Genomic DNA, 814 nt, shown 5'->3' with positions numbered 1-814 from the left:
CCGCGAACGGGCCGCCCCCGCCGCCGAAGCCTCCGGGGCCGCCCTCGCCGCCCGGGCCGGCGGCAATGGGGGAGGAGGTGGTCGCGAGGCTCGGGGAGATCGCGTTGATGACGCCGATGCCGATGAACCCGAGCGCGAGGCCCGCCGCGCCGCCGATGAGCCCCTGCACGAGCGACTCGCCGGCGACCTGGCCGACGATGCGGCGGTTCGACCAGCCGATCGCCTTCAGCGTGCCGAACTCGCGCGTGCGCCGGGTGACGCCCTGGATGGTGAAGAGGATCGCGATGAGGAACGCGGCCGCGAGCACGGCGACCGAGAGCCAGAGGCCGAGGCTCGAGACGAGCGCGCTCGCGCTGCCGAGCGAGCCGGAGACGCTCGCCGCGAGGTCCTCCTGCGTGCTCACGGTCTGGTCGGGGAGGGCCGCCTCGAGGTCGGCCTTCACGGCGGGGATGTCGGAGGCCGACGCGGCCCGGACCGAGACGACGGAGACCCGGCCGTCCATGCCGGACAGCTCCTGTGCCACGTCGAGCGGGATGTAGGCGTTCGACGCGGTCGCGGCATCCGCCGACGTCGAGGCGACGGTGCCGACGACCTCGAACTCGGTGCCGCCGAGGTCGATGGCGTCGCCGACTGCCACGCCCTCGGCCGTGGCGTACTCGGCGTCGAGGACGACGACGAGCTCGCCCGTGTCGCCGGAGTCGAGGCCGCGGCCGTCGGCGAGCGCGACCGCGCTGAGCGGCCCGATCGCCTCGTCGGCCGGGTCGACGCCGGTCACGCTCACGCTCGTCACGTCGAACGCGCCGCCGCCGAAGCC

At 75.2% G+C, this 814-nt stretch carries 1 protein-coding gene; it reads right to left on the bottom strand.

The features are described 5' to 3' along the window. Window positions 1-814 (bottom strand): ABC transporter permease (locus ESO86_RS17850; protein ID WP_129236042.1); only part of this gene is annotated, 814 nt, incomplete at both ends.

The organism is Agromyces binzhouensis, assembly GCF_004135055.1.
Taxonomy (GTDB): Bacteria; Actinomycetota; Actinomycetes; order Actinomycetales; family Microbacteriaceae; genus Agromyces; species Agromyces binzhouensis.
This window is presented reverse-complemented; position numbering and strand designations above follow the sequence as displayed.